A 26,690-nucleotide genomic window follows, 5' to 3' on the forward strand; every position below is an offset into this window, starting at 1 on the left:
CTGGTCCCAGAGCAATTCCTGGGCGAGTGCTGGCTGCGCCATAATGGAGAACATCCCCGGCAATCGATGCAGCTATCCTTTCAATCGTTCCATGATTACCCGCATCACCAGAATCCTGCTCGCCCTGCAACTCGGTCTTGCCTTCGGCCTTTCCGCTGCGTTTGCAAAGACGTTTCACATGGACAGCCTGATGCTGGCGGCATTGAGCGGCTTCGGCCTCGTTGTCCTCCTCCGCATGCTGATCACGGCAAATAACTTCCTGATTGCATGGATCTACCGCAGCAGCACTCCCGTCGGGCACAGGATCAAATGGCACCAGACATGCCGCATGTTCTTCGAAGAATTCGGTGCGACAATGCTTTCATCGTCCTGGACCATGCCCTTCCACGCATTCAAGAACCATGTCTCGGCCTTCCCTGCCGGTCTGCCCGTACTCCTGATACATGGCTACGGTTGCAACAGCGGATATTGGCATTCGATGAGCAAGGCCTTGGTACACGCGCACATTACCCACCATGCGGTGAATATGGAGCCGGTATTCGCCGGCATCGATGAATTCGTGCCGGCAGTGCATCGCGCCATCGAGTTACTCTGTCAGCAGACTGGGAAGGACAAAATCATCATTGTTGCGCATAGCATGGGCGGTCTGGCGGCTAGGGCCTATCTTCGTGCTCATGGCAGTGCGCGAATTGCGCGGGTCATTACGCTGGGCACGCCGCACCAGGGTACGGGCCTCGCCAATTTCGGCAAGGGCTTGAACTGCGAGCAGATGCGCTGGACCGGAAATGCGGTCGAAGGCATGTCCAGTGCCTGGCTGCGCGACCTGGCTGCGAGTGAAAGCGGGGCTGTCCGCCGCTTGTTCACGTCGATTTATTCGCACCAGGACAACATCATTGCCCCGCAGACTTCATCCCATCTTGAAGACGCGCGCAACATTGAATTCCATGGCATCGGTCATGTGGCGCTTGCGCTGAACCCGGCCATCCAGAAGTGCGTGATCGAAGAAGTCATGAAAGCCTCATCCGCGCATCCGGTATTCCGGTCGCTGTCCGCAGGCGAAATGCGGCACGGCTAAGCCAAAGAGGCATCTACAGCCAGCCGGATTTCTTGAAGCGGTAATACAGGAAGCCGCAGACGATCGTCACCACGCACAAGGCAAAGGGGTAGCCGTATTTCCATTTCAGCTCCGGCATGCCCTCGAAGTTCATGCCCCACACGCCAAAAAATGCAGTTGCGACCGCAAAAATGGCAGCCCAGGCGGCCAGCCTTTTGCTCACTTCACTTTCCTCAATGGTCACCATTGAAAGATTGACCTGTATTGCGGTGCTGATCGTGTCACGGATCGCGTCTATCGACGTATTGATCCGATACAGGTGATCATATACGTCGCGAAAGTACTCCTGCGTATTCACGCACATGGGCGGCACCCTGCCCCCGTAAAGCCGGGTGACGTTCTCCATGAGCGGGGCAACCGCGTGCTTGAGCAGCGTGACCTGCTGCTTGAGCTGATAGAGGCTTTCGATGTTGGCACGCTCCGAACCCTTCAGGAATATCCGCTGCTCGATGGCTTCCAGTTCCGATTCCAGAAAATCGAGGACCGGAAAATAGCGGTCCACCACCGCATCCATCAAGGCATAGAACACAAAGGCAGCCCCCTGCTTCAGGAGATGCGGTTCACGCTCGCAGCGCTGCCGCACAGCGGAAAATCCCTGCTGACTTTGGTTGCGGACCGACAGTACATATTTTTCTTCGACGAAGACGTCGAGTTCTCCGACACGCAGCTCGCCGTCAACTAGATCGATCGTGTGCATCACGCCGAACAGCGAATCACCGTATTCCTCGATCTTCGGCCTCTGGTGACCATGCCGGGCATCCTCGACCGCCAATTCATGCAAGCCGAACTCCTTCTGCATGTGCTCCAGTTCGCCCGGCTCCGGGTCTTTCAGGGCGACCCAGACAAAGCAATCCGGCCGGGCGACATATTCGCCTATTCTTTGCACCGGGACGTCCGCCAACTTCCTTCCATCCTGGTAAGCAGCACAATTAATCAGCATGACTTCCCTTCCCTGCCAACTTTGGCGCAGCACACGGGTGTAACCGAATGAAGCTCCGACGCGTCATGAATAAACAATTCCCGCTCTTCTCCGTCTCGTCATGAACATGCCAAGGCAGCCGCACAGTTCTTCAGCCACCTTAATTCAAAGATCGGATTCTGGCAGTTTATTACCTGCGCTGCGACTGAAATGATTCGTTGGCCTTCCACCTGCGTTCTCCGGAAAACGCATTCGCAGTCTGCAAGCTTATAGCGTGATGCTTCCATATATGCAAGGAGCATATTATGAAGCGATTTATCTCCCAGCCTTTAACCTATCACACGGTCCCGGGAATGCCGACGGTCGAAAGCGGCCAATTGACGGATATCTCAGACAACGACAAGGGAACCGTCGATGAAACCAATATGATCGAAAGCGATGTCGCCGTCGAAAAGTGATCCACGCAATCGATTCAGTCATCTTGCAGAAATTGCAGTGCACCTGCATTTTCACGGGTGGAGAGGCAGTATATGCAATGCGAAAGAGCGGCCAGATCTCTTTTCCAGGGATAGCAGGCATACCGCCAGGGATGCCGCATCGCACCCGCCTTTCCAATCCGCCTTTCCGGCCTTGCACTCCTTCCCGTCGGCTGCCGTGAACATTGACAGCCGGATTTCCCGGCAAGAGGTTCTATTGCCCGCTATCAGTGGTATCCTCGCAAAAAATGCAGGAAGGGATGGGAGAAAACTGGCATGCAACACAAGGCTCCACGGCGCACGCGCGAACGGATACTGGAATTGTCGCTGCGGCTGTTCAATGAGTTTGGCGAGCCCAATATCACAACGACGGTGATTGCCGAGGAGATGAACATCTCTCCCGGGAATCTTTATTACCATTTCCGTAACAAGGACGATATTGTCAATTCCCTGTTCGCCCAGTTCGAGTCGGAAATCGGCCGCATGCTCGCGGTCCCGGCCAACCGCCGCGCCAACATCGAAGACGTCTGGCTTTACCTGCATCTGATGTTCGAACTGGTCTGGCGCTACCGCTTCTTCTATCGCGACCTGAGCGACCTGCTGTCCCGCAACCGGACGCTCGAGCTGCGCTTCAAGGAAATCGTGGCACACAAGATCAAGGTCGCGCAGCAACTGTGCCTAGGACTGCGCAGCGACAAGGCTTTCGAAGCCAGCGACGCGGAGATCGATGCGCTTGCCACCAACATGGTCGTGGTGGCGACCTACTGGCTGTCATATGAATACGTGCGCAATCCTCGCAAATACACCGAGCAGCAGGCGATGGCAGAAGCCCTGGCCCGCGGTTGCTACCAGGTGCTGTCCCTGATTCGGCCTTACCTGCGCGGTGAGACGCACCGGGTGTTCGAGAAGCTCGCGGACGAATACCTGCAGAAGCTGAAGTGAACCTTCTTTCAAGGCAAGCAGTATAAAATGCTGGAATCCTTGCCTGACCGCCCCGCAGTAGGGAGTGATTCCAAAGGACGCCGTTCTGGCGGACCGGGCTTTTTCAACCAATCTGTTTTCTGCACAATCCCGTGAAATCAATCTGCATCTATTGCGGTTCATCTGTCGGCGCCTTGCCGGTCTACGCGGAAGCCGCCCGCGCCATGGCCAGGGAACTGGTCGACAACAATATTGCGCTGGTTTATGGCGGCGGCAATGTCGGCCTGATGGGGATTGTCGCCGATGAGGTCTTGCGGCTTGGTGGGGAAGCTACTGGTGTGATTCCCCAGGCGCTCATGGAAAAGGAAGTGGGACATCGTGGACTGACTCGGCTGCATATCGTGAAGGACATGCATGAGCGCAAGGCCATGATGGCGGAGCTGTCAGACGGATTTGTTGCCATGCCAGGCGGCATAGGTACGCTGGAAGAGCTGTTCGAGGTGATGACCTGGTCGCAGCTCGGTTTCCACGCCAAGCCGATCGGCCTGCTGAATGTGCAGGGTTTTTACGATGGCCTGGTTGCCTTCCTCGACCACGTGGTGTCCCAGCGTTTCCTGCGGACTGAGCATGCCTCCCTGCTCATGCATGACTCCGATCCAGCCGCATTGCTCTCTGCCTTCAGGAATTATCGACCGCAGCACCACATCAAATGGCTCGACCGCGAGGAAGCCGCGAAGATTATCTGAGGCAGGAAGCGTTCGGGCATACAGGCCAGGAAAGCGCTGAGTCTGTTCGCCCGTGAGGACGCCGTCATCCGGCTTAGCGCTGCAATTGCTTCAGCTTCGCGTCCACGAACTGAACGAGTTCCGGCGACAGGTTATTTGTCGCTTTCGCCCGGTTGTAGGCTTCCTGCGCCTCCAGCGTCCGATTCTCCGCCTGCAGGGAAATTCCGAGCCCCATCCACCATACGCCGCTTTGCGGCTCCGTTCGCAGTGCTTTCAGATAGTGTTCGACCGCGTCCTTGTGACGCCCGTCGCGCTGCAGCAATGCGGCCAGGAAGGCCTGATAATCGGCGCGCTCCGCGGCATGAGGAAGCGTGCGTTGCAGGGTTTCGATGGCGAACTTCAGCTCGCCCCTTTCCAGCTGCAGCCGCGAGAGAATCATCGCCAGACCCGGCTGTGCGGGATCAAGCGCCAGCCCCTCCCGCGCCTTGCGCAAGGCATCGTCGGCCCGGTTGTCCTGCAGGAGCACCGCAACCAGGGCCTGGCGCGCGGCGGAATGCAGAGGATCGAGCTGCAATGCCTGCTCCAGGCTGGCAATGGCTTCAGAAGCCCTGCCCTGCTGGATCAGTACGGTCGCCTTGCGGTACTCGTTTTCCGCGCGCTGTTGTGGCGTCAGTTCCTTGATCTGCTTGTTGACGGTAACAGCGGGCGCGGGATTCGCTGGCCTGGAAGCGGGCATAAGGGCCGTGCCTGCAATTAACTGCCTTGCCGGCTGAACAGGCTTCGCTTCCGTGACTTGTGAAGCCACATCGGTGGTCTGCATTCTCGTCTGGGAAACTTCCGTCAAGTGTGCGTTCCTGGCAGACGGCATGGTCACCGGCTCGAGGTTTACCTTGATGGGCTCGGCGGCAGCGACCGCTGGCGCCGCAGGCGCGGTAACTTCCTGGCTTTCCTGTGCAGCAGCATCCTGCGCAAGCGACGCGGGCGCCGCATTCATGTCCGTATCGAGCCGCAAGGGCAATTGCGGTTTGGGCGCGAGCTGCGCAACTGCCACTGGAGCCGGAGCGGCAACCGGAACCGATTGCGAAGGACGCAAGAAACTCCATGCGAGGACCGCAATCAGTAATACCGCCAGCAGCAGGACCAGCCACCACGCAGCATGGATACCATGCCGCTCCGGCACCGCCCGCACCTGCTGTCCAAACGCGTTGGTTTCCGGAGCATCGGAGCGCCGCGCCTCCAGGTCTTGCAGCATTTGATTGATCAGGCTCATCGGAAATACGCCCATCCCACGCTTGTGCTCGCCACGAGCAGTGCTGCCGCGGCAAGCCAGAACTTGACCCAGGAGTACTTCCAAGCCGCACCGGTGTCTCTTGCGGCAGCACGCACGTGACGGGCCGAAATCATCTGCCGGCCTTCCCCGAAACCGAGCATCAGTGATTTGTGAGCTAGTATGTTTACCAGGCGCGGGATGCCACCGCTCGCCGCATGCAGCGCCCTGATCGCGCCGCGATCAAACAGCCTGCTCCCCGCAAAGCCTGCGATCTTCAGCCGATGAGATACATAAAAGTTCATATCGTCCTTGGTCAACGGTCCGAGATGATAGTGAAACGTGATGCGCTGGTTCAATTGGCGAATCGCCTCCTGCTGCAGTTTGCGGTCCAGCTCCGGCTGACCGAACAGGACGATTTGCAGCAGCTTGCGCTTCTCGGTTTCAAGATTGGTCAAGAGGCGCAAGGCCTCCAGGCTTTCGATCGGCATGGCCTGCGCTTCATCGAGGCACAGCACCACGCGCTTGCCTTCACGTGCCAACACCAGCAGACGATGATTGATCGCCTTCAGAAGCTGGTGCTGATCGGCGTCCTTCTCGATCGGCGTTTCCAGCTCGTCCGCCAGCGCCATCATCAGTGTGCGTGGCTCCAGGAAAGGGTTCGGGATATAGGCCGTCACGAATTCCCTGTCGAGGGAAGCCATGAACTTGCGGCACAGCAGGGTCTTGCCGGTCCCGACTTCCCCGGTAATCTTGATGAAGCCCTCGCCATTTTTTGCAGCAATCAGGAGCGTGTTCAGCGCCGCCTGATAATTGGAGCAGGCAAAAAAATAACTTGTGTCCGGAGTTATGCCAAACGGCAATTCGCGCAAACCGAAGTGAGCCTGGTACATACGTCAGCTCATTGTTCCTGAGAGCCGCGGGATTCCATCCCCTGAATACGGCGCTGGCTCTCCATGACGTCGTCGGCCCATGTATTGCTGCCCTGGACGATGGTAGGTTTCAGCAGGATGACCAGCTCACGCTTCTGGGTAGTCTGCTTGGTGTTGCGGAACAAGCCGCCGACCACGGGCACCTCTCCCGCGCCCGGCACCTGGGCACGATCCGACGTGCTGGCCTGGCGCATCAGTCCTCCGATCGCCACGATCTGGCCGTCCTGACCGCGCACCACACTGTCCGTCTCCGAAATGCTGCTGGAAGCCAGAGGCAGGCTGAAGGTGCCGGCAGTGCCGAGATTGAGCGGCTTGTCCACGGTCGTGACATTGCTTACCGATGGATGGATATGCAGGATGATGTTGCCGCTCTCGTCGATCTGCGGCATCACATCGAGAGCGACGCCGGAGAAGAAGGGCTGCACCGTGACAGTCGGGCTCGTCACGCTGGTGTTGCCGGTAGCAGTCGTGGTCGTGCTGACGTTCGTGACGAAAAACTCGTCCCGGCCGACTTTCAGCACCGCTTTCTGATTGTTGAGCGTCGCGATTCGCGGATTCGACAACACATGCACCTTGCCCTGGGTTTCGAGGAATGAAATCAGGGCGGCGAAATTGCTGGTCTGGAAGGCGAGCCCGAACAGCGAGCCCGCTGCGGCGCCCGCCGCCTCGGCTCCTGCCGCTACCGCGCCGGTTGCCAGCGACTTGCCGGGCACGCCGCCAATGGATGGCGTATTGGCTGTACTCGAGAGTGTTCCGGGCAATGTGGACAAGGTAGTACTGGGCGAGATGAAGCCGGTGGACAATGCGCTGTTGCCGCCGATCCTGAATGCGGCCCAGTTCACACCGGACTGAAATTCGTCATTCAGCTCCACTTCCATGATCTTCGCATCAAGGATCACCTGGCGATCGACTGCGAGCTGGGTCGCCTTCAGATAGGCCTCGACATTGCGCAGCTCATCCCACATGCCCCGGACGACAACCACACCCGACTGCGGGCTGACGACGACGCTGCGTCCTTCCTTGTTGTTGCCGACGATCGCTTCCAGCGAGGCCTTGAGCTCGCTCCAGAAATCCGTGGTGGAAGACGTGCTGATCTTGCTGGTGTTCAGTGCCTGTGAAGTCGTTGCGGGCGTCGCAGATCCCGGAACGACCGCTCCCGGCGTGCCGGCACTTCCGGAATAGGAAGAATCGCTGATCGAACCGGAGGTCACGCGGATGTCGGAAGTGCCCTTGCGGCTTCCCGTCAGATAGTTGACGTGGAAAACGCGCGTCTGCATGGTCAGTGGCTTGATGTAAATCCGGTTGCCTTCCACCTTGTAGTCATAACCGTATAGTTCGCGTACGGCATCGAGCGCTTCCAGGACCGTCACGTCCTTGAGGTTGACGGAAATCGTGCCCGTCACTTCGGGGTGAACCAGCATGCTGTAGCGCGTGCCGGAAGCGATCCCCATAAAAAACTGCGGAGCCGGCACGTTGTTGAAAGTCACGCTGAACCGTTCCTCCAGAGGCTGGCGGGCCTTCGGAATTTCGATCTTCAGAGGTGGAAGCAACGCAGCCGCAACGGCATCCGGCTGGGCCGACTGCGATTTCGGCTGAGCTGCCTTCGCCAGTTCGGTATTGATCAGGTCGGATGTCTCGCCCTTCTGGGACACGGAAGCGCAACCGACCAGGCTCGCGATCAAGAGGGCTGTTGTAACGTTTTTCACTCTCTACCTTGTCTTTCTTGTTTGGGGGCGGCCGGCCTGGACTGCGTTCCACGCCGCGCCACTCTCTTTTCCATTCCCGGAAAAAGCTTCAGGACCTGCCTGTCCTTCCCGTTACGCAAAACCACCTCCGACTCGGCAATGGACACTACGCGGGCCTCGCCGAATTTGCTCCCCAGTCTGACCGTCTGCCCGCTGATGATCGCCTCCCTGCGGCCTGGGGCAATCAGGACGGATTGCAGAACCGGGCCAGCATTGCTGGTTCGGCCTGCATTTTCTTCCGAAACCGTCGCGCCCAATGACGCCGGCGGACGAGTGGGATCTGCCAGTCCTTCGGCAAGGACAGCAGATGCCGCTGCCGAGAGCATCAGTGCGAGGCAGGCCTCGAGCGCAACGATGGGAATTGTCCTGATCAAAGGTTCAGCCATTTTTCATCCAGGCTCAAGGTGAAAAGTGTGAGGGTAAGCGTCGACCTCGGATATTCGTCGACATTCAGGGCTGCCTTGCTCCAGAACAGTTGCCAGGGCATTCCTTCCAGCTGGGTCAGGTAATTCAGGAGATCAGCGTAGGTGCCCAGCACCACAATTTCGACGCCATGCTTGTAGACGGCGGCAGTAGCCGGCTTGGCTGCAGCCTTGGGGGCCTTGTCATCCTTGCTTGCCTCCGTTCCCGCTTCCACTGCGGTCTCGCTCAAAGAAACCGGCGGAAACGTCTTGAGGGAAACCAGGCGCAGGCTGCCATTCTGTTTCAGTATGTCTTCGAGCAGCGCCGGCATTCTATCAGGAGGGACCAGTCCTTTTTGCATGTCGTGCAAAGCCAGTTGCATGCGAACAGCCTCCTGCTTGAGCTGCTCGAGCCGGGCCTTGTTCTGCTTGTCGGGATCGTCTCCGTCATGCAACACCTTGTTCTGGATTTCCGCCTGCAGGGCAGCCACCAGGGTCTGTTCCTGCTTCACGCGCTGGGACAACTGCTGCTGCTTTCTGTATTGGGTATCGAGCAGAAATGTGTTGACCAGCACGACCAGGGCCAGAGCCACCATGGCGAAGATGATGGCGCGCTCGCGCAAGGTCAGCGCATCGATTTTTTCCGCTGACTTTTGCCAGTACTGCTTCATTTGCTTTTTGCTCCCGGAGCAGCTGCCTGCATGCCGGCCGTGCCGGAAGACTGCAGGTTGAACTCGACGTATGCCCCATTTACATGATGCTTGGCAGCAGGCGAGTCATCCTTGCCTGCAGTTTCCACACGTGGCGCATGCACTTCAAGACTCGCAAAGGATTTGCCCTGCAGAGCGGGCTCGTGCTTGAGACGGCTGATATACACGGGTACCAGATCGGGCTTCAATGCCCGTCCCTGCAACCCGATCTCGCTTCCCGCGCCGCTGATGCCGAAGCCGGTCAGCCAGACTCCGCCAACGATCTGGCGCGCAAACGCGCGCATGTATTCCGCATAGCCTTTCGTATTCCCCAGATCTCCCCTCCTCAGGGTATCGAGGGCCTGCTGCATCGAGCGGATTTCGGCCTCGGCCTTCTGGACATCTTGCTCGAGCTGCTGGTTCCTTTGCCGCTTGCCGAATTGGGCGTTCAGGCTGGTCAGTTGCGCCTGGGTCGAAGCCAGCTGCGCCGAGGTAGCCTCCACTTCCTTGCTCAGCGCGGACACCTGGTAGCTCGTATAAGCCCCCAGAAGCAGCGCTCCCGCCAGGATCATCCCCAGGGCCTGCGCCATGGTTGTCGCGGAAAAATACTTCTTCTGCTTGAGGAAGATGGGATTGAACAGATTGATCTGCTGGCTCACAGCGCGACCTCCTCATGGCGCAATGCCGCTCCCAGGGTGAGGAAATAGCGCTGCTGGCTCTCGGGCGACTTCAATGCCGGGGCATTCGAAATGTCGAGCACGGATTCCATGTCGAAGGATTCGACCGGAATGTACAGATTCGCCGCCAGATAATCCTTGAGCGCCTCGCCCGACATCCCCAAGGGTGCCAGCACAAGCTTGGACACCGTGATGAAGTGATACTGACGGTCGAAATGGTCGAGCGAACGCTGCAGTTCCAGCGTCACGCGGTCGAAGCAGGCATTCTGGGGCTCGGTATCGCCTTGCCTGATTTGCGCCAGCGTGATGTCGATTCGGCGCGACAGGTAAAGCTCGCCGGAATAGGTGATCGTCAGCAAGCCGCCCGTTGAATCGAAGGACAGCATGGCGACGCCCCTGCCCTCCGGTTCGAGCATGGCGGAGAAATTTCGTTGCGCGGTGTCCGGAATATCGATCACGCTGAGTGGAATCTTTGCTTCGCCGAACAGGTTCTGGCAGCGCTGCACGACATGATTGCGTGCCGCCACCGCAAACATCGAGTGATTGCGCGTCGGTGCATTCTTGTCAACGGGGACGTCCAGCACATCGATGGTCGCGTCGTCGATATGAAAATCGAGCATGTCCTTCAGTCGCCAGCGGATGGCCGTCTTCAGCTCGTCCGGCGGCACGTTCGGCGCATCGACCGACAGCAGCTGGTATTCATTCGGCGCCAGCAATGTGCCGCACTGGTAGGCGCCTGCGTCGATTTCCTTCGCAAATTTTTCGAGAGCAGCTTCGTTGACGGGATGTTCGAGCGCGTGAAAGCCCATCACGCCGACTGCAGGGCGGGACGAGGCGGAACGATTGATCTGGACGGCGCAAATCCCGCCGTCGATGAAGCTGATGGCGAGGTAGCCAGCATTTCTCCTGGATTTCTTGAAAAGGCCCATGCCGACAAATGTAAGAAAGAGTTACAGGAAGTTAGGCTATTAGATTATTGCTGTCAAGAAAATTGCCATCCCTATGATCCATAAGGAACATTTCCATGGAAGGCACTCTGCAAAATGTGGTTTTCATCATCTTGGTTCTGCAGCCGCCTCAGTAAATTTCGCGCACATAAATCACCCTCCCGGCCTTGTACACACCGAAGGTTTCGCGGCCGATCCCTGGCAGATAGGGCAGATTCGCGCTGTTCGACCTGAGGTCCACGCTGCCGTTTTTGGTGGGCCTGGGACTGGGTGCATTCAACACGATCTTGCCGCTGCCCCCACTCAGTGCAAGCCCGCCGGCGATATTGGATGCATTCATGTTGCTGGCATCGAGACCGCCCGTGTGATTCAATAGCTCGAAATTGCTGCCGGCAAGCGGGCTGCAATTGTCCAGGGTATTCCTTGCATAGGCCTTCCCGTTCCAGTAGTCGGCAGTGACCGGGACAGACAGCTTGAGCAATTCCGAGCCATAGGCGTTGTCGATGCGCAGCCGCCCGTAGCGCAGTTCGGTCGTCCCCAGCATGCCGTGATCAAAAACCAGGGCACTGGGCGTGTTGGTCGTGCTCGTCGTATCGATATCGAGAGGAACTGTCACACCATCTTCGTCCATGGGATTGATGCCGATATCGACCGCGCCATAGGCACCTTCCGGCGATGCATTCCGAGCAAACTTGAAAGCCACGTCGATATCTGCCGCAACACCCGCCTGGAAGCAGGGCGTAGTCCCGCATTTGATGGCCGGCATGCCATCGGCTGTAGGTGTGAGCCGATAAGGCGGCGCCGAGGCTGGCGCGGGCAGGCTCGTGGTACGGTCCGCCGCCGCCATTCTCAGATTCGCAAATACCGTGGGGTCGAGCTTGGCAAGATCGCCTGTGTAATTCCTCGTGGTGGAGCCGTCCGCAGCCTGTGCCGTCAGGGTGAATTTCGCATTGAGCTGTTCGCCGAAATAGGTGAATGAATCCGGACACGAAGACAGGTCGGCGCGGTTGGTTAGGGTGCTGGAAAGCGCGAAGCGGTAGGGAATGAAACGACCCAGGGTCGCAGTAGCGGAAGTAGAACTATTGCCGAAGTTGCAGCCGTACTTGCCGCTGGCATCCTTGGCATTCGAAAAGCTGTCGGCGACACAATCGCCCTTCCCGCTGATGCTGTCGACACCGGTCCAGGTCGCGGCTTTCAGTGTGTCGCATTGGGCAGTCGTTTTCCCCTGACATTCGCTGGTGGTTACCACGCCGTCAAATACGCTATAGGGGGGCAGAACGAAGGCGCCGACCTCACTATAGGTAAAGGTTTTATCTCCCAACGCGGTGGACGAGCCAGTGCCCTTGGTCGCTGCAGGAAAGCTCAATGGCGAAACCGTGCCGGCAACAGTGGCAGGACTGAGCGCCTGTATCAAGTCCTTGTTGATCTTCAGCACGCCGTCGTAGCCGCTTGAGCTTCCTGCCACACCGGCGACCGTTGCTGTCAGCGAGAATTTGTCTGCGCCAGCCTTGAACGTTCGCCCTCCCGAAGTGCCGAGGTTTGTTGCATCACTGGAGGTCACAGAGGTAATGCCGGTCGGCCGTACGGAAAATGCATCGATAGAACAGGCGGCCGTCGTACCGTCATCGACAATCGCCACCAGGTTGCGATAGGCTGAATTGAGAGTGAAGTTGGCTGACTGTTTTTGCCCCTTGTCGGAAGCGGTGAAGGTCAGCGTCTGGCTGCCGCTGGAGACGGCAGTCTTGCTGATGCAGGCGCTGTTGCAATAATTTGCCTGCGTACTGTCGAGCACGCATTTACCATCGCTGTTGTCGACCAATTTGACTGTGACCGATTTGTTCGCGCCAGCCGCATAGATGGTTTGAATCTGGCTGTTGCTGAGCGCTGCTACGTTAAGCTTGAAGGCCGTTCCAACCAGCTTGGTATAGATATGGCCAGTCAGGTAATTCTGCACTGCGAGCGCTGGCGTACCGTACCCTTCATCAATCACGCTGAAACCGCTGGCTGTTCCGCCGCTCGGCGGCACCACAGTCTGGGCGCAGATCCTCAATCCGCCGATTTCATGGATATTCGTCGAGCCGCCAGTCGAGCCAGTAAAGGAAATCTGCCAGTTTTCGGGAACCGGTGCCTGAGTAAATCCGCGGTTTGCCGCCGCCGTATAAACATTCGGGATGCTGATAAGCGAAGTGTAGCCTGCCCCGGTATCGCGATTGACGGAGACAGCGGCGCTGGTCGGATTGCGGGCATCGACGATCACCTGGTAGTAGTAACCGCGCGAAGGCGTCGTCGAAGTCCTGTTGTCGATGCCGGGATTCAGGCCGTTGGTGCCGGCGAGCCAGTTGTAGCCGCTCACGCCTGAGCCGGAGCCGCGCACACCGACAGACTGTGCGATAGTTCCCTGGCCACCGATGCGACCTTCGGTCGCGCTCTGGAAATTTCCGTACTCGTCGAGTGCAACACCGATCCAGCCTCCGGCAAAGCCGGGAATGTTGGCGGTAACGGCCGGCGGTGTTTTTTGTGCGTAGCCGAGGGAGCCGCCGAAAGCACCGGGAACGGGCGGCACCAGATAATCAGACAGCGTCACCGCAATGCCATCCGCACCAGGGTTGGTATTGCTGCCGTAGGCGTAATGCTGGAATTCCACTGAAATGTAATTGCCTGCTGCCGGGAAGATGCCCGGCACGGTGACCGCCTTGGCATTGTTCGTAGTGTTGTTCGTCAGCCTTAAGTAACCGGGATTGACGATGCTCGGCACGATGCCGGTCGTGTCGCTGGTGGATACAATCCAGTTCGCTCCGTAAATCGTCGAGGGATTGAGATTGCTTCGGCTGAATGTATCGCAGACGCAGGTCAGCGTCACACCCGCGGGTGCATTGGCCGGCGGCGAACAGAACGGCGGCTTGATGGTATACGCCGCTCCCGTGAAGTTTCCGTTGCCAGCCCCAGCTCCGCCAAGTTTTGTGCCAGATACATCGACAATGGTATCGTCGTCCACCAAATTGAGCCCGAGGGATCCGCTGCCGCTGCCGGTATTGGCAGAAACAGTCCAGGTCGTTCCGCTGCCGGTTACCGAAGTGATGGAAGCGCCGGTGACGCCTCCTCCCGGGACGAGGGCGAAATCCGCCTTGTCCACCCCCGTCACGCTTCGATTGAACACCACCGTCCACGACACCGTAGTCGCGGAACTGGTCGGATCGGCGCTGGCCAAGTTCATCGATACGACTGCCGGAGCGGGAATCGTGTACGCCGGCCCGGAATAATTGCCGTTGCCGGCTCCCGTTCCGCCCAGTCTGGCACCGTTGGCAACGATGCTGTCGTCGTCCACCAGGTTCAACCCCAGCGTGCCGTCCCCGCTGCCGGTCTTGGCGGTGACAGTCCAGGTGGTTCCGCCGCCGCTCACCGACGTGATGGAAGCGCCTGTGACATTCCCGCCGGTCACCAGCGAGAAATCCGCCTGGTCCACTCCTGTTACGGATTTGTCGAACACCACTGTCCAGGAAACGTTGGTCGAAGGATTGGTCGGGTTTGCACTGGCCAGACTGATGGAACTCACCGAGGGATAGGCAATGACTCTGAGCGCATTTGCCATGGTATAGGTGTCCTGCAGATCCTGATTTCTGCAAGTACCCCTCGTATCGTAGACACCAAAATACACGGTATAGGTACTCTCCGTACTGGGCGCCGTGATGTTGAAGGTTTCGGTGAATGTTCCCCTTCCGCTATGGTTGGGCGTGTCCTGGCAATCCGACACCTGATTTCCCTGTCCGTCAGTAATGAGCCAGCCGGTGGAAAACCAGTCATCCCCATTATTGCTGTGGGACACCGTTATCGTGACCGAAATGGTGGCACCCGGCGTAACGTTTAAGGTTGTTGCGCCATTAAGCGTTGCCGATGCGATCGTAACGGCGGCGTGGCTGGACGCTGCGGCTGACATCAAGCTGGTGAAAATGACGCCGGCGAGGAAACCCCATAGGATTTGCAGACAGCCTGCTTTCATTTTCATGTCATTTTCCTTTCCTTGGGCCCGGCCCGCAGTGCGAGGATCGCGAACAGGGGCAAAACGCAGTCCGGAGCGTCTCCATTCCACCTGCACTCAAAACTGCACCTGCAATCTTCTTTCCACATAAGCCCCGTTCTGGCCCGGATTTGGACATATCCCGGTTGCAGTGGGCTGATTGCAGGCAGTCGATGTGATGAGCCAACGCTTGAGATTCGTGCCCGCTCCCGATACCGGTCCATCCTTGGATGAGCACTCCACGGTCACAGTGAATGCGCCCAAGGTAGAACCCGCAGGCAGCTGGAAGGATGTCGTGTTGTTGCACTTATTTTCCTGCAGTTGCTTGTACATGCCCCATTCAATGCCGGCCCGTGCCGCTTGATAAGCGCGCGCGCCCTGCACGTCCAGCGCGGAACTCATGTGCTGCGCGGTCGAGATATTGAGGATGGCCGCGCCCAGCGTGGAGAGCACCACCAGCAGGAACATGGCGCTCACCAGGCTGAATCCCCGCTTGCCGGCTTTGCCGGCGGCACGCAGGCGCATGAACTTGTCGGGACGCGGCATCATGGCGTGTTATCCACGTGGACCTGATGGAACAGGGTTACTGCCCCACTGTTGCTGTTCGGGACCTGCAACGTGATAGTGAGGCCGACCAGCCCACTGTGGATGTTGCGGAGGTTGTCGTAATCGAAGCTGCAGCTCACTACACCTGTCGCCAGCAATGCGCTTTTCGGGCTTGTTCCCGCACTCAGATTCACTGGTGGCGGGCCTTCCTGGATCGTGTAGTCCCAGTAGCGAGTCAGCGTACCGCCGAGGCCACCTGCACTGCCGTCGCAGTAATAAGTCACCGGTGTTGCGACGACCTGGAAGCGCATCGAAGGCGATTTCATGCGCGGCTCCGGCTGGGCGCAAAAGGGATTGGAATCGAGCCTGATCGTGTTGTCGGTTGGAGTGCTGCTTACTTGAGCTCGATTGCAGGACGCGGTGCAGTTGTAGGCGTCTGCGGGCGCTTGCCCGAGGTTGTAGACGACGACGTAATCGCCGGAGGCAATCTGCTGTTCTGGGCCGAACGGCGACCCCGAATTGCCGGCCAGGGCAGCGCCGACCACATCAAACTGGCGGTCGCCCGAGGTGCCGTCGCAAGTGTCGAACCTGAGGGGATTACCAGTCGCCATGTCCTCTTCCGCAAGATAGCGACCACCCGTCTTCGTCAGGAGCAGTTCGAGATACTTACCGTCGGCCGACACCCGTATGCTGTTCGGCAGCGCCAGGCGCAGGTCGCGCGCCATGCGGCGCAGCGCAGTGTCGGCAACATCGGTCAGCGCAGCCCGGTCCGCGGAATCGAAGTAAGCCTGCACCGGTTTAGGGATGAAGATGGCGACCACCGCGGCGATCACGGCGGTGATGACGATCACGATGATCGCCTCAACCAGAGTGAAGCCGTGCTGGAAGTGGAGTCTGTCGACATGCGAACCCGCAGCTTGCTTTCCGCGTGCACGCTGCCGGTGATGTGATTGCTGGGCCACGTCAAACAAGGAATCGGAACCTGTCTTCATGGCAGCGCGTTCGGAGCATACCGGGTGCGATACCCGTCGAGAGTAATGGAATTGCCCTGGCTATCTGTCACTGTCACCGTGATCATCAGCGCACTGTCCGCGGGAATCGCGTTCGCGCCATCGGGGAATGCAGCTTGCCGAATCGTCACGCTCGCGTTGTAGGTATTGCCGTCGATGATGAACGACTTGTTGTTCGCGTCCGTCGAGTAGGCCTTGGGAATGCCGAACTGATTGACGTAGTCGTTGACGTTGTCGTAAGGGCGCTCAGTGCTGCTGCCAGCCTCTATCCCGGCGTTTTCCAATGTGGCGGCGCTAGTGCAGCCACCGGCAACCACGCCGACGATCGACTTTGTCGCGGTCTCCGCTGCCGGATCAGTCGGATCGCAATAGGTAAAGCGGGCCAGCTCGATTTCTTCCAGCATCGCTTCGGCTATCGACAATGCCTGCTTGCGCACTTGCGGATCGGCGCTCGACCTGCTCGTCACGTTCAGCACTGACAGGATGCCGGCGATGCCCACGCTGACGATCACGATGAAGAGAACCAGCTCGATCAGGGTCAGCCCCTGCTCGTGCCTGTTCCGGATGGATCTGTCAGAAATGCACATAACCCGTTTCACGTTCTACGAATATGTCGCGCGTCACGCCGCCACCGGAAACCGAGATGCGGAGAGTGGCATTGAAGGTGGAGACCGGCGTGGTATCAGTCGAATTGAATGGCCTGCCGAGCGCATTGAAGTAAAACATGCCGATGCTCGGGAATACGGCATAGGCGACACCATTCGGATTACCCTCGCAGAACCAGGCTGAATTGTTCGCGCATGCGGCTTTGGTGGTGGCGCTGCCGCTGTTGGCGCCTGCCGGAGCGGGCACGGTGCTGTTGCAGGCTGCATCGAAACAAAGTGCGGCGCTGCTTCCGTTTAGGCGGACATACACATTCCGGCGCTGGGCGATGGCTACTTTTTGGGCGTAGCTGAGCATGGATTGGACGGTGTCACCATAGCTGCGAGCGTCGAAGGTGGTACGGTCAAAATAGCGAGGGACGGCGACTGCCGCCAAGATGCCTACGATGATCATCGTGGCAACCAGCTCAACAACAGTAAAACCTTGCTCCCTGATCACTCGTCTCTGCTTTTTCAATTGTTGAACCCATCGTCCTTCGCGGGAGACTTGCATGATTTGACGCAAATGGAGTTTGCATCAAATCCGGTGCACATTTCGTGCGAAGTCGAATATTGGGCGGCCACAATACGAAAGGACGCGCCCGCACCAATTCATGGTGTAAGAGCGCGCCCTCGGAACAGCACTACTTAATCGTTATTCAAACATCAGTTAGTGCAAGGCACGTACGCAGTAGCCGTTTTACCGCCCTTGCTGGTAACCGTGCATTGAATGACAGTACTCGCACCAGCGGTACACACTCCCTGCCCTGACACCGCCGAAATTTTGTACTCGTTCGTAGTGTTCGGCGTGGCATTCACCAAGCTAACACTACCGGTCAAGAACGTTGTTCTGGCTGCATAAACACTATTAGTGCCTGCGCATGCGTCAGTAGCATCGTCAATCGCTTTCGCACCAGTAGAGGTACCGCTTGCCGCCTTATATTTTGCATAATTCACTGAACCTGCAGATGAGATCGCCCCAGCAACACCTTGTGTCGTCGCCGTTTCGGCTTCAGAAGACATATCCACAAACTTCGGCAGCGCGGTCGCCGCCAAAATCCCCAAAATCACAATGACCACCACCAACTCGATCAGGGTGAAACCCTGTTGTTGTTTGACGCGCATGACTTTCTCCTAAAAAAAGCGCTTCTTATTTCAGGGCTTCCGCCCCGTGCCCGGGTAAAACCTTAACAACCGTCCGTGACGACACTCATGACAGGCGCGATCACGCCGCCGCTGGCGCTTGTCGTCGCCGCTGAATACGAAATCCTGCAATTGGGTACATTGCCGCCGACCATATCGATCAGGATCGGGTCGGTTGCCGCAGCACCGGCGGTGATCGTCACTCCATCCGAAGCTGCATTGATCTGGGAGGCGGCGATAATGCCTTCCATCGTCGGCGCGGGAAACTGGTTCACCATCTGTATCGCGACGCCATCCATGTTGGTGGTGCCGCCGGTGGATGTGCAAGCAGCCGGGTTGGTCAGGCCAGCCAGGTCGACCAGGCAGTTGGCGCGCGCCAGAGAGGCGGCAGATTTGACAGAGCCGAAGATCGCCTTGGCTTTTGCGGCGCGCGCCTGGGATTGCAGGCCGATGAAACGCGGAAGCGCGACGGCTGCCATGATGCCGATGATAGCGATCACGACTACCAGTTCGATCAGGGTGAATCCGGTCTGCCTTTGGCGCATTTCAGAAAATTTGTTTCAATTGGTAACAGGTCGAATCATACCCGTAAAGAAGTGACCTCAGGAAACATTGTTGCGCAATACAGACGACTTCCTACATGAAATTTCTTGTAAGGATGGACGGATCAGAACCAGATATAGGAATGCACAGGAACGATGGCTATTCCCTGGGCTTTTGCTTGGGCTTTTCCGTTTCCGGAAGGCGACGAAAATATCGCAGTGACCCTGAAACGGATTGCCGTTTCTGCTCCGGGGTCGGCTTCGAAGTAGCGTGCAAGCCGGGGAAGGTAAACGAGTTCACGTCGTGCCGTATCGAAGTACCAGTTCCCTGCCGGGATGTCGGCTCGGGTGGAATCGGCCATCTCGCCAAGGTAGTTGGGCGGCGGCGTCTCCAGCCAGTTGACAGGGTTTTCCTGGAGCAGTGTGCCGGCTTCATTCATCCGGTCGAGCGTCATCAATTCGGCAATGCGCAGGCGTAGACCGCTGCGCATGTTGATGACCGTGGTCTCCATGGCGATCTTTTCCGCCTGTTCCTGGTAACGCAGCAGGTAATGAAGGAATACCGCTGCCAGCACACCGGCCAGGATGGTGCACACCCCGAATTCGAAGCGGGAAAAGCCGCCCTCCCGGCTCTTGCGCCCCCTGCGCAAAAGGCGGTTCGGCTCCGTCATGCCCGGCATTGCCGTCATTTGTGGATCGCGACCTTGCCAAGGTCCCAGATCGGGAGGAATACGCCGAGCGCGAGGATCAGCACCAGGATGCCGAGGCAGACGATCAGGATGGGCTCGATCTGAGACGACAGCGTCTTCAGCTCATAATCGACTTCGCGCTCGTACATGTCGGCGATTTCATCCATCAGCTCGTCGAGCTCGCCGGTTTCCTCACCCACCGCGACCATTTGCAGCACGACCGGGGTGAACACGCCGGTCGTCACCGCGGTGCGAAGGATGCTCTCGCCCCGCTCGACGCCATCGCGCATCTGTTCGATGCGGCCCGAGATATAGGCATTGTCGACCGTTTGTGCCACCACATTCAGGCCTTGCACGATCGGCACGCCGCTCTTGCTCGCCAGCGCGAAGCTGCGGGCGAAGCGCGCCAGCGTGGCTTTCTGCATGATCTTGCCGACGATCGGGATCCGCAGCTTGGCCTTGTCCCAGCGATACCTTCCTTCCGGGGTGCCGATATAGAACCTGAATCCAAAGAAGGCGGCGATGAGCGCAACCAGAATGTAGGGCCAGGACTGGACGGTGAAATTCGAGGTGTTGATCAGTATCCGCGTCATCAATGGCAGCTGGGCATTGAAGCCGGCATACACCTTGGCGAATGCAGGAATGACGAACAGGTTGATGACTGCAATTGCCACCGTCATGGAGATGACGACGAACATCGGGTAGCGCAGCGCGGTCTTCACCCGCTCGCGCATATCCCGATCAAACTCGAGCTGACCGAACAGGCGCAGAAAAATCTCTTCCATGCGGCCGGTGGTTTCACCGACGCGCACCATGTTCACGTAAAAGGAGGAGAATACCTCGGGATGGCGGCGGAGCGACGCCGACAGCTCACGCCCGGCGTCGAGTGATTCGCGGATGTCCTTCAGGACGCGCGCGAACGACTTGTTGATCGCCGACTCCTGCAAGCCCGCGAGGGCGCGCATGATGGGTACGCCGGCCTTGAGCAAAGTGTGCATCTGCCGGCTGAACATCTGTACGTCGATCGGCCGCACCTTTTCTTCGAACAGCCGCTCCCGCCAGCCGCCCTCCCCTGCGATGACAGGCTTGCTGGTCGCCACGATTTCGATCGGGGTGAGACCGGTGTTGAAAAGCTGGTCCGCGATCGCGCCGCTGTCCGCGCTTTCGAGCACGCCTTGCAACAACTCGCCGCGGGCGTTGCGCGCTTTGTAGGCAAAGAAAGGCACCTTAATCCTCGAACTGGTTGCTGACTCGCATTGCTTCCGACACGGTGGTCTTGCCCGCCACTACCAGCGCGACTGCATGCCTGCGCAGGGTCTGGCCGGCCATTTGCATATGGGCGACCTTCATGAAATGGGCCGGATCTTCATGGTTGGCGGCATCGGCGACCGCCTCGGTCATTTCCAGCATTTCATACACGCCGGTGCGTCCCCTGTAGCCGGTTCCGTTGCAGTGCGAGCATCCACGACCATGCAGGTATTGACGCTGGGCCACCGTTTCCCCGAGCTCGGCCTTCAGCCATTCCTGTTCACTGGCTTTCAGGGTATAGGGTTCGGCGCAGCTTTCGCAGATCACCCTCACCAGGCGCTGCGCGAGCACTGCCTGGAGCGAAGTCGCTACCATGTAGCGAGGCACGCCCATGTCCAGCAGGCGAACCGGCGTACTAACGGCGTCGTTGGTATGGAGGGTGGACAGCACGAGGTGACCGGTGAGTGCGGCGCGCATGCCGATCTGCGCGGTTTCCTGGTCGCGCATCTCGCCCACCAGCACCACGTCCGGATCCTGGCGCAAGGCGGCGCGCAGAACGCGAGCGAAGGTGAGGTCGATCTTTTCATTGACCTGAACCTGGTTGATCCCGGGCAGCCGGTATTCGACCGGGTCCTCGACGGTAATCAGTTTTCGTTCAGTGGAATTCAGCTCTGCCAGCGCGCCATAGAGGGTGGTCGTCTTGCCGCTGCCGGTCGGTCCGGTGACCAGTACCAGCCCGTTCGGACGCTCAAGGATGGCGCGAAACCTTTTCAGCATCGCTGCCGGCATGCCGATGGAATCCAGCCTGAGCGCCCCGCCGCTCTGGTTCAGCAAACGCATGACCACCGATTCGCCATATTGGGTTGGCATGGTCGAGATACGCACATCGACCTGCTGCTGCTTCACCTTGATGGCGAAGCGCCCATCCTGCGGAAGCCGCTTCTCGGAGATGTCGAGGCCGGACATGAGCTTCAGGCGCAGCGCCAGGGCCGGCGAGATCTTGATGTCGGCTTCCGTCTGCAAATGCAGGACACCATCGATGCGGAACCGGATGTGCAGGCGCGCTTCCTGCGGCTCGATATGAATGTCGGATGCCCTGACCTGGGTGGCGTCGTCGAAAATCGACTGGAGCAGCTTGACGACCGGCGCTTCCTCGATCCCCGGCGCCCCGCCCAAGCCGCCGAAATCCACGTAGCTGTCTCCCAGGTCCTGCTCCAGCTCCCGGGCGAAGTCGGTGATTTCCTCGGTGCGGCGATAGATGCGGTCGACCGTCTGCAGCAGTTCGCTCTCATTGACCACCGCCAGCTCGATGACTCTGCGGGTCAGGCGCGTGATCTCGTCATATGCGAACAAGTCGGTCGGATCGGCGACACCGACGAGCAAGGCCGAGCCGCGGTCTTCCAGGGCAATCGCGCGGAAGCGGCGCGCCTGGGTTTCCGGCAGCAGACGGACAATGTCGGGATTGACGTTAAAGAACTTGAGGTTGATGTAAGGGAGATTGAGCTGCTTGGCGAGCGCGCCGCAGATCTCCTCTTCGGTGACGAAGCCGTTTTCGATGAAAATCCGCCCAAGCTTGCGTCCGGTGCGCTTCTGCTCGGCCAGCGAAAACTGAAGCTGCTCTTCGGAGAGCAGCTTCTGCTGCACGAGAATTTCACCCAGACGGACTTTTTCCGGCCTTGCCATACACGTTCCTTACAAAAAGTTACGTGTATTTTAGGTCCAAACTAGTTGCCGTAGCGAATTGTTTTTGTTGAGGATTTTGGATAATGGCGCTTATGCGACATCCAGCGCTTGCCGGAAGTCCTCGACCAGATCAGCGGTGTCTTCAATGCCCACGGAAACCCGGATCAGTGATTCGGCGATGCCCATGCTGGCGCGCCGCTGTGCCCCCATCTCATAGAAAATCGTGTGCGCAACCGGGATGACCAGGGTTCGGGTGTCGCCGAGATTGCTGGCCGGGATGGCGATTTTCAGGCGGTTCAGATAGTCGAAGCAATCGATGCCATCTTTCAGCTCGAAGCTGAACAGGCCGCCATAACTCGCGAAAAGCTCGCTCGCAATTCCATGCTGCGGATGCGAAGGCAGGCCCGGATAGTGGACGGCGGCCACGCGCGGGTCCTGGCTAAGCATGGTGGCCAGTGCCATCGCATTCTGGCATTCGCGCTCGATGCGCAGTGCCATGGTTTCAGCGCCGACGGCAATGTGATGTGCCGCTTCCGGAGCAAGCGTGCCGCCGAAATCGCGCAAGGCCTTGGCACGCAGCTGAGCCATGCCCCATTGGGCCGACGGATAACGCTTGTAGTTGTCGAAAATGTTGGGAAAGCCCGACCAGTCGAACACGCCGGTATCGGTCAGGGCTCCGCCCAGTGCATTGCCATGGCCGCCAATCGATTTGGTCAAGGCATTCACCACCAACCCCGCGCCCACTTTCTTAGGCTGAAACAGATAAGGCGACGTCATGGTGTTGTCGACGATGTACAGAATGCCGCGGTCGCGGCACAGTTCACCGATACGCTTCAGGTCGGCGACCTGGGTGCGCGGATTGGCGATCGTCTCGACGAACACGACCCGGGTGGATGGCGTGAGTGCCGCCTCGACCTGGCACACATCGGTCGCGTCCACGAAGGACACATCGATTCCCAAGCCTCCGGCAGTCTGCCACAGGCTGTTGGTGTTCCCGAACAGGAAGGATGACGACACTACATGGTCGCCCTTGCGCAGCAAGGCCTGCACGACCGCGCCGATGGCTGCCATGCCGGTGGAAAAGCAGACCGTTGCCACGCCCTGCTCCATTTTGGTGATCTTGTCTTCCAGTGCGGAGACCGTCGGATTGCCTTGCCGCCCGTAGCGGTAGCCGGGCTGCCTGCCCTGGAATACTGCCGCCAGTTCGTGCGCATCCTTGTATCCGAATGCAACCGAGGTATGGATGGGTTTGTGCAGCGATCCGTGTTCAATCGGCTTCTGCCGGTCGCCGTGGAGTATGGTGGTGGTGAAGCCGTGCTTGTTTGCGTCAGTCATGTTCAGAAAAAACCGTAAAACCTGTCTCAATCGGCTGCCAGTCAGTCCACCTGCGCCAGATTCAAATTGAGCTGCGACCGCACGACATCCTCGCTCGATGCCTTCGGCGTATTGCGCACCAATTCGATGTGTTCCAGGTAATCGCGCGATACATCGCCCGTGACATAGACGCCGTCAAAGCAGGATGCCTCGAAACTCTTGAGCGCCGGGTTCACGTCGGAAATCGAGCGCCGCAAGGCTTCCACGTCCTGATATACCAGTCCGTCGGCGGTGATCTCCCGGCACACCTCTTCCTCCGTGCGGCCGTGGGCGATCAACTCGCTGCGCGTAGGCATGTCGATGCCATATACGTTCGGGAATTTCACCGGCGGCGCGGCGGACGCGAAAATCACCCGCTTGGCGCCCGAGTCGCGTGCCATCTGCACGATCTCGCGGCTGGTGGTGCCGCGTACGATGGAGTCATCGACCAGCAGGACGCTCTTGCCCTTGAATTCGGCGCCGATCGCATTGAGCTTCTGGCGCACCGATTTCCTGCGCACTCCCTGCCCGGGCATGATGAAGGTGCGGCCGATGTAGCGGTTCTTGATGAAGCCTTCGCGATAGTTCAGGTTCAGCTCCAACGCCAGTTCCATCGCTGCCGGCCGGGAGGAATCGGGGATAGGCATCACGACATCGATATCGCCGAGTGAATATTCGCGCCGGACCTTTTCGGCAAGGTACTCACCCATCTTCAGGCGGGTCGCATAGACCGAGGCGCCATCGATGATGGAATCGGGGCGGGCCAGGTAAACGAATTCGAACGCGCAGGGATTCAGCGTCGCATTTTCCGCGCATTGCTGGTTGTACAGCCTGCCTTCCAGGTCAATGAAAATGGCTTCCCCTGGCATCACGTCGCGCAGGAAGCGGAATCCCAGGCCTTCCAGCGCAACCGACTCGCTGGCGACCATGTATTCGGTACCCTGGTCGGATTCATTGAAGCCGATGCACAGCGGGCGGATCCCGAACGGGTCGCGAAACGCAAGCAGGCCGTAGCCGGCAACCTGCGCCACCACTGCGTAGGAGCCGCGCACCCGCTTGTGCAGCATCGACACTGCCTTGAACAGCGAAGACGGATCCAGCGAGTAGCCGGTGGTCGCCTGCTGGATCTCGTGGGCCAGCACATTCAGCAGGACTTCCGAGTCCGACGCGGTATTGATGTGGCGCCGGTCATTCTTGAACAGTTCTTTCTTGAGCTGCTCCCAGTTGGTGAGATTGCCGTTATGTGCCAGAGTGATGCCGAATGGTGCATTGACGTAGAAAGGCTGCGCCTCTTCTTCGCTGTCCGAGCCCGCCGTGGGATAACGGCACTGGCCGATGCCTGCATTGCCGGGGAGCGAACGCATGTTGCGGGTGCGGAATACATCGCGCACCAGGCCGTTCGCCTTGTGCATGTAAAACTTGTCGCCATGGCCAGTTGCAATACCGGCCGCATCCTGGCCACGATGCTGCAGCAGGAGCAGCGCATCGTAAATAAGCTGATTGACGGGACTGTGGGAAAAGACGCCAACTATGCCACACATGGTGGACTCCTCAACGAGAACAATTCAAAACTGTACGTGCCGCGCAAAATCGCCAGGCAGGAAAGGCTTGATGGTACGTGCCGCGGTCTCTGCCATGGGGCTGAGCAAGGCATTCTTCCAGAACGGCTGCTTGGGAATCGCAGTCATGCCGCACAATAAGACCGCTGCGATCACGATCACCAGGCCGCGCCCGAGGCCGAACAAGCCGCCGAGCCCGCGGTCGGCAAGCGTCAGGCCGCTCGCCTTGACCAATGCATCCACTGCCATCGACAGCAGCATCATCAGGCATCTTACGCCGATAAAAAGAACGATGAAGGAAACGATCAATCGGGTAGTACTTCCCGGGAGCAGACCGGCCAGCATTCCGGCCAGGTCTTCGCTGTATGCATTGGCAAGCACGAACGACACGATCCAGCTCAGCAGCGACAGGATTTCCTTCATCAAGCCGCGCAGCGTACTGATCACGACCGAGCAAATCAGTACGAACAGAACCAGATAATCAAACAGCGTCACGACTCAAACGACTCAGGCTGAAACCAGGGTGCCTGTCAGGCCCAGTTTTCCCAGCTTGGCGCGCATCCTGTCGGCCTCTTCCCTGCTCGCAAACGGACCAACTCTGACCCGGATCTTGCCTCCCGCGCCGGAGTCGATTTTTTCGGTATACGACTTGATCCCGGCGCCCTTGAGTCTGCCCTGCAATTCGCTTGCCTTTTCCTTGGAAGCGAGAGCAGCCACCTGGATGATGAATTTTCCGGACTTCGCGGTGCTGGCCTTGACGATCTCCCCTCTGCTTTCAGCTTTCCCGTCGAGGATGGCCAAGGCACGCGTTGCTTCAGTGTCCTTTGCCGCAGGCTTCACCTCCGGCTTGCTCTCGATCTTGGCTGTCGCATGCTGGGCCGGCTTGTCGTTGCCAGCCTTGGCCGGCTCGGACGGTTTTTCGCTTTCCCTTGGTTTTGCAGGTGCTGGAGTTTCTGATTGAGGAGTGGAGACCGCTGCACGCGGCGCTTCCAGCGTAACACGACTAGCCGGGTTCGGTGATGGCGTGCGCGCTGCCGGTTGTTCCGGTATTTCTTCCTTGGGGTCGAGGGCAGCCACTTCGTCCGGCGCCGCTTGGGCGAGAGATGCGTTACCACCCTTGCCCGCATGAGACGGCTTGTCCCTGGAAGGGATCTGAACGACGACGTCTTCTGCCAGCGGCTTGGGCTCCGAATCGAGGATCATGGGCAAGCCGATCACGGCCGCCAATACCAGGGCGATGACGCCGATCAAACGCCGGCGCGCGCGTTTCTTCTCCGGCAATATGGGGTCGGCCGCTTGATCAGCTGCATTGGACTTGCGTCTCGCGCGAGGACGTTTGGGGCTCGGGCTCGACGCCTCTTCGGCACGGGGAGAAAATCCGCTTTCGTCGGACTCGACGTCCTGCTTGTCTTTGCTGAGGGACGATAACAAGCTCATGCGCTAACCGT

General features: G+C 58.8%; 25 protein-coding genes. 4 read left to right on the forward strand and 21 right to left on the reverse strand.

Going from position 1 to position 26,690, the window contains the following annotated elements; genetic code table 11:
- The first annotated feature begins 91 nt into the window (after positions 1 to 91).
- The gene (locus HGHM_RS09915; RefSeq protein ID WP_034348943.1) at positions 92 to 1,075 is read left to right on the forward strand and encodes an esterase/lipase family protein; all 984 of its coding nucleotides are present in this window, start codon (positions 92 to 94) and stop codon (positions 1,073 to 1,075) included.
- A gap of 13 nt (positions 1,076 to 1,088) precedes the next feature.
- Here the strand turns inward: HGHM_RS09915 and corA are convergent, their stop codons facing one another.
- Positions 1,089 to 2,054, reverse strand: coding sequence for a magnesium/cobalt transporter CorA (corA, locus tag HGHM_RS09920; protein ID WP_026075881.1), 966 nt, complete (start codon positions 2,052 to 2,054; stop codon positions 1,089 to 1,091).
- Between the two features lie 284 nt (positions 2,055 to 2,338).
- On the opposite strand from corA, the gene HGHM_RS23170 reads away from it, so the two are divergent.
- The 3 genes from HGHM_RS23170 (at position 2,339) to HGHM_RS09935 (ending at position 4,176) form a co-directional block, all read left to right on the forward strand.
- A complete protein-coding gene (locus tag HGHM_RS23170; protein ID WP_019141375.1) occupies positions 2,339 to 2,491 on the forward strand; it encodes a hypothetical protein in 153 nt (50 codons plus the stop codon).
- Between the two features lie 294 nt (positions 2,492 to 2,785).
- Positions 2,786 to 3,451 (forward strand): TetR/AcrR family transcriptional regulator, encoded by a 666-nt coding sequence (locus HGHM_RS09930; protein WP_019141376.1) that lies wholly within the window; start codon positions 2,786 to 2,788, stop codon positions 3,449 to 3,451.
- Between the two features lie 131 nt (positions 3,452 to 3,582).
- A complete protein-coding gene (locus HGHM_RS09935) occupies positions 3,583 to 4,176 on the forward strand; it encodes an LOG family protein (RefSeq protein ID WP_026075882.1) in 594 nt (197 codons plus the stop codon).
- A gap of 73 nt (positions 4,177 to 4,249) precedes the next feature.
- On the opposite strand, the gene HGHM_RS09940 is transcribed toward HGHM_RS09935, so the two are convergent.
- The 20 genes from HGHM_RS09940 to HGHM_RS10040 all read right to left on the reverse strand — a co-directional run bounded on the left by HGHM_RS09940 (position 4,250) and on the right by HGHM_RS10040 (position 26,679).
- A complete protein-coding gene (locus HGHM_RS09940; protein WP_075111744.1) occupies positions 4,250 to 5,425 on the reverse strand; it encodes a tetratricopeptide repeat protein in 1,176 nt (391 codons plus the stop codon).
- Positions 5,422 to 6,315 carry an ExeA family protein gene (locus HGHM_RS09945; RefSeq protein ID WP_019141379.1) on the reverse strand — a complete coding sequence of 298 codons (894 nt, stop codon included), beginning with the start codon at positions 6,313 to 6,315 and terminating at the stop codon, positions 5,422 to 5,424. Before HGHM_RS09945 ends, HGHM_RS09940 begins: the two co-directional genes overlap by 4 nt.
- A gap of 8 nt (positions 6,316 to 6,323) precedes the next feature.
- The gene (gene mshL / locus HGHM_RS09950; RefSeq protein ID WP_026075884.1) at positions 6,324 to 8,060 is read right to left on the reverse strand and encodes a pilus (MSHA type) biogenesis protein MshL; all 1,737 of its coding nucleotides are present in this window, start codon (positions 8,058 to 8,060) and stop codon (positions 6,324 to 6,326) included.
- A gap of 409 nt (positions 8,061 to 8,469) precedes the next feature.
- Positions 8,470 to 9,171, reverse strand: coding sequence for a hypothetical protein (locus HGHM_RS09960; RefSeq protein WP_019141382.1), 702 nt, complete (start codon positions 9,169 to 9,171; stop codon positions 8,470 to 8,472).
- On the reverse strand, positions 9,168 to 9,848 hold the full coding sequence (locus HGHM_RS09965; protein WP_019141383.1) for a hypothetical protein: 681 nt from the start codon (positions 9,846 to 9,848) through the stop codon (positions 9,168 to 9,170). Before HGHM_RS09965 ends, HGHM_RS09960 begins: the two co-directional genes overlap by 4 nt.
- Positions 9,845 to 10,795 (reverse strand): type IV pilus biogenesis protein PilM, encoded by a 951-nt coding sequence (gene pilM / locus HGHM_RS09970; protein ID WP_019141384.1) that lies wholly within the window; start codon positions 10,793 to 10,795, stop codon positions 9,845 to 9,847. The genes HGHM_RS09965 and pilM overlap by 4 nt, the downstream gene beginning before the upstream one ends.
- Before the next feature lie 148 nt (positions 10,796 to 10,943).
- A complete protein-coding gene (locus tag HGHM_RS09975; RefSeq protein ID WP_019141385.1) occupies positions 10,944 to 14,816 on the reverse strand; it encodes a DUF6701 domain-containing protein in 3,873 nt (1,290 codons plus the stop codon).
- A 90-nt stretch (positions 14,817 to 14,906) separates the two neighbouring features.
- A complete protein-coding gene (locus tag HGHM_RS09980; protein WP_019141386.1) occupies positions 14,907 to 15,377 on the reverse strand; it encodes a hypothetical protein in 471 nt (156 codons plus the stop codon).
- Positions 15,374 to 16,366 carry a prepilin-type N-terminal cleavage/methylation domain-containing protein gene (locus tag HGHM_RS09985; RefSeq protein WP_019141387.1) on the reverse strand — a complete coding sequence of 331 codons (993 nt, stop codon included), beginning with the start codon at positions 16,364 to 16,366 and terminating at the stop codon, positions 15,374 to 15,376. Before HGHM_RS09985 ends, HGHM_RS09980 begins: the two co-directional genes overlap by 4 nt.
- Positions 16,363 to 16,971, reverse strand: coding sequence for a prepilin-type N-terminal cleavage/methylation domain-containing protein (locus HGHM_RS09990; RefSeq protein WP_019141388.1), 609 nt, complete (start codon positions 16,969 to 16,971; stop codon positions 16,363 to 16,365). The genes HGHM_RS09985 and HGHM_RS09990 overlap by 4 nt, the downstream gene beginning before the upstream one ends.
- Positions 16,958 to 17,539 carry a pilus assembly FimT family protein gene (locus HGHM_RS09995; protein WP_081583558.1) on the reverse strand — a complete coding sequence of 194 codons (582 nt, stop codon included), beginning with the start codon at positions 17,537 to 17,539 and terminating at the stop codon, positions 16,958 to 16,960. Before HGHM_RS09995 ends, HGHM_RS09990 begins: the two co-directional genes overlap by 14 nt.
- Positions 17,540 to 17,691: 152 nt before the next feature.
- Positions 17,692 to 18,150 (reverse strand): type II secretion system protein, encoded by a 459-nt coding sequence (locus HGHM_RS23815; protein WP_019141390.1) that lies wholly within the window; start codon positions 18,148 to 18,150, stop codon positions 17,692 to 17,694.
- 62 nt (positions 18,151 to 18,212) lie between these two features.
- Positions 18,213 to 18,713: a type II secretion system protein gene (locus HGHM_RS23820; protein WP_019141391.1), complete on the reverse strand. Its 501-nt coding sequence runs from the start codon at positions 18,711 to 18,713 to the stop codon at positions 18,213 to 18,215.
- Between the two features lie 122 nt (positions 18,714 to 18,835).
- Positions 18,836 to 19,381: a hypothetical protein gene (locus tag HGHM_RS10010; protein WP_148415467.1), complete on the reverse strand. Its 546-nt coding sequence runs from the start codon at positions 19,379 to 19,381 to the stop codon at positions 18,836 to 18,838.
- 14 nt (positions 19,382 to 19,395) lie between these two features.
- Positions 19,396 to 20,625, reverse strand: coding sequence for a type II secretion system F family protein (locus HGHM_RS10015; protein WP_019141393.1), 1,230 nt, complete (start codon positions 20,623 to 20,625; stop codon positions 19,396 to 19,398).
- A gap of 1 nt (position 20,626) precedes the next feature.
- The gene (locus HGHM_RS10020) at positions 20,627 to 22,330 is read right to left on the reverse strand and encodes a GspE/PulE family protein (RefSeq protein WP_019141394.1); all 1,704 of its coding nucleotides are present in this window, start codon (positions 22,328 to 22,330) and stop codon (positions 20,627 to 20,629) included.
- Between the two features lie 90 nt (positions 22,331 to 22,420).
- Entirely contained in the window at positions 22,421 to 23,665 is a 1,245-nt protein-coding gene (locus tag HGHM_RS10025) for a cystathionine gamma-synthase family protein (RefSeq protein ID WP_019141395.1), read from the reverse strand.
- Between the two features lie 41 nt (positions 23,666 to 23,706).
- The gene (purF, locus tag HGHM_RS10030; protein ID WP_019141396.1) at positions 23,707 to 25,224 is read right to left on the reverse strand and encodes an amidophosphoribosyltransferase; all 1,518 of its coding nucleotides are present in this window, start codon (positions 25,222 to 25,224) and stop codon (positions 23,707 to 23,709) included.
- A gap of 24 nt (positions 25,225 to 25,248) precedes the next feature.
- Positions 25,249 to 25,737, reverse strand: a complete 489-nt coding sequence (locus HGHM_RS10035) for a CvpA family protein (RefSeq protein WP_019141397.1) — start codon at positions 25,735 to 25,737, stop codon at positions 25,249 to 25,251.
- Positions 25,738 to 25,749: 12 nt separating this feature from the next.
- The gene (locus HGHM_RS10040; RefSeq protein ID WP_026075887.1) at positions 25,750 to 26,679 is read right to left on the reverse strand and encodes an SPOR domain-containing protein; all 930 of its coding nucleotides are present in this window, start codon (positions 26,677 to 26,679) and stop codon (positions 25,750 to 25,752) included.
- Between the last annotated feature and the right edge of the window lie 11 nt (positions 26,680 to 26,690).

The organism is Noviherbaspirillum massiliense JC206 (assembly GCF_000312045.1).
GTDB lineage: Bacteria > Pseudomonadota > Gammaproteobacteria > Burkholderiales > Burkholderiaceae_D > Noviherbaspirillum > Noviherbaspirillum massiliense.

What these genes read in the sequence shown, in the direction of transcription:
- HGHM_RS09915 (WP_034348943.1), top strand. Translation starts at nt 92, where the DNA reads ATGATTACCCGCATCACCAGAATCCTGCTCGCCCTGCAACTCGGTCTT.
- corA (WP_026075881.1), bottom strand. Translation starts at nt 2,054, where the DNA reads ATGCTGATTAATTGTGCTGCTTACCAGGATGGAAGGAAGTTGGCGGAC.
- HGHM_RS23170 (WP_019141375.1), top strand. Translation starts at nt 2,339, where the DNA reads ATGAAGCGATTTATCTCCCAGCCTTTAACCTATCACACGGTCCCGGGA.
- HGHM_RS09930 (WP_019141376.1), top strand. Translation starts at nt 2,786, where the DNA reads ATGCAACACAAGGCTCCACGGCGCACGCGCGAACGGATACTGGAATTG.
- HGHM_RS09940 (WP_075111744.1), bottom strand. Translation starts at nt 5,425, where the DNA reads ATGAGCCTGATCAATCAAATGCTGCAAGACCTGGAGGCGCGGCGCTCC.
- HGHM_RS09945 (WP_019141379.1), bottom strand. Translation starts at nt 6,315, where the DNA reads ATGTACCAGGCTCACTTCGGTTTGCGCGAATTGCCGTTTGGCATAACT.
- HGHM_RS09960 (WP_019141382.1), bottom strand. Translation starts at nt 9,171, where the DNA reads ATGAAGCAGTACTGGCAAAAGTCAGCGGAAAAAATCGATGCGCTGACC.
- pilM (WP_019141384.1), bottom strand. Translation starts at nt 10,795, where the DNA reads ATGGGCCTTTTCAAGAAATCCAGGAGAAATGCTGGCTACCTCGCCATC.
- HGHM_RS09975 (WP_019141385.1), bottom strand. Translation starts at nt 14,816, where the DNA reads ATGAAAATGAAAGCAGGCTGTCTGCAAATCCTATGGGGTTTCCTCGCC.
- HGHM_RS09980 (WP_019141386.1), bottom strand. Translation starts at nt 15,377, where the DNA reads ATGATGCCGCGTCCCGACAAGTTCATGCGCCTGCGTGCCGCCGGCAAA.
- HGHM_RS09985 (WP_019141387.1), bottom strand. Translation starts at nt 16,366, where the DNA reads ATGAAGACAGGTTCCGATTCCTTGTTTGACGTGGCCCAGCAATCACAT.
- HGHM_RS09990 (WP_019141388.1), bottom strand. Translation starts at nt 16,971, where the DNA reads ATGTGCATTTCTGACAGATCCATCCGGAACAGGCACGAGCAGGGGCTG.
- HGHM_RS09995 (WP_081583558.1), bottom strand. Translation starts at nt 17,539, where the DNA reads ATGCAAGTCTCCCGCGAAGGACGATGGGTTCAACAATTGAAAAAGCAG.
- HGHM_RS23815 (WP_019141390.1), bottom strand. Translation starts at nt 18,150, where the DNA reads ATGCGCGTCAAACAACAACAGGGTTTCACCCTGATCGAGTTGGTGGTG.
- HGHM_RS23820 (WP_019141391.1), bottom strand. Translation starts at nt 18,713, where the DNA reads ATGCGCCAAAGGCAGACCGGATTCACCCTGATCGAACTGGTAGTCGTG.
- HGHM_RS10010 (WP_148415467.1), bottom strand. Translation starts at nt 19,381, where the DNA reads ATGACGGAGCCGAACCGCCTTTTGCGCAGGGGGCGCAAGAGCCGGGAG.
- HGHM_RS10020 (WP_019141394.1), bottom strand. Translation starts at nt 22,330, where the DNA reads ATGGCAAGGCCGGAAAAAGTCCGTCTGGGTGAAATTCTCGTGCAGCAG.
- HGHM_RS10025 (WP_019141395.1), bottom strand. Translation starts at nt 23,665, where the DNA reads ATGACTGACGCAAACAAGCACGGCTTCACCACCACCATACTCCACGGC.
- purF (WP_019141396.1), bottom strand. Translation starts at nt 25,224, where the DNA reads ATGTGTGGCATAGTTGGCGTCTTTTCCCACAGTCCCGTCAATCAGCTT.
- HGHM_RS10040 (WP_026075887.1), bottom strand. Translation starts at nt 26,679, where the DNA reads ATGAGCTTGTTATCGTCCCTCAGCAAAGACAAGCAGGACGTCGAGTCC.